This window comes from Paracraurococcus ruber (assembly GCF_004353985.1).
GTDB classification, from domain to species: Bacteria; Pseudomonadota; Alphaproteobacteria; order Acetobacterales; family Acetobacteraceae; genus Paracraurococcus; species Paracraurococcus ruber.
On the sequence record NZ_SMOA01000630.1, the window covers coordinates 1 to 848 of the forward strand.

At 76.1% G+C, this 848-nt stretch carries 1 protein-coding gene; it reads right to left on the reverse strand.

Going from position 1 to position 848, the window contains the following annotated elements; translation table 11 throughout:
- Positions 1 to 103: 103 nt before the first annotated feature.
- Entirely contained in the window at positions 104 to 817 is a 714-nt protein-coding gene (locus E2C05_RS32195) for a response regulator transcription factor (protein ID WP_133223647.1), read from the reverse strand.
- Positions 818 to 848 lie beyond the last annotated feature (31 nt).

An 848-nucleotide genomic window follows, 5' to 3' on the forward strand; every position in this document is an offset into this window, starting at 1 on the left:
CGCCCCGCCCGCAACGCCACGCCGGGCACGCCCCCGCGCGGGGCGGGGGCGTGCCCGAAGGCCGCGGCGCGCCACGCCGTCAGGCGCGGCGTGGCCCGGGCGCTCATCCCACCGCGGCGGGCGCCCGCGTCTCCAGCCGGTAGCCGCCCGGCTCGGTCAGTAGGAAGCGGAGCTGCGCCGGGTTCGGCTCCATCTTCTGCCGCAGCCGGTAGACATGCGTCTCCAGCGTGTGGGTGGTCACGCTGCTGCTGTAGCCCCAGACCTCGTCCAGCAAGGCCCGCCGCGACACCGCCTGTCCCTTGGCCTGCAGCAGCCGCCGCAGGATCCGGCATTCCTTGTCGGTCAGCGGGATCTTGCGGGACCGCCCGCGGTCCTGCAGCAGCCGCTGCGCCGGGCGGAAGGAATAGGGGCCGATGGCGAAGGCGGCGTGCTCGGTCTCGTCGAAGCCGCGCAGCTGCGCCCGCACCCGGGCCAGCAGCTCGGCCCGGCGGAAGGGCTTCTGCACATAGTCGTTCGCGCCGGCATCGAGCCCGCGGATCACGTCCTGCTCGGCATCCCGGCCGGTCAGCAGCAGGATGGGCACGCGCAGCCCCTGCCGCCGCAGCCGGGCGCAGAATTCCCGGCCGTCGCCATCCGGCAGGCCGACATCCAGCAGGATGGCGTCGAACCCGTCCTCGGCGGCGCCCAGCATCGCCTCGGCCGCGGCGACGGACCCGGCGGCGGCCGGCTCGAACTCCCCGTCCTGCGCCAGCTGCTCCGCCAGCGTCGCCCGCAGCGCCGCGTCGTCCTCCACGATCAGCAGCGGCCGGCCGGCGATGGGGCGGGCGGGTGGGGACCGGAAGTCGGGC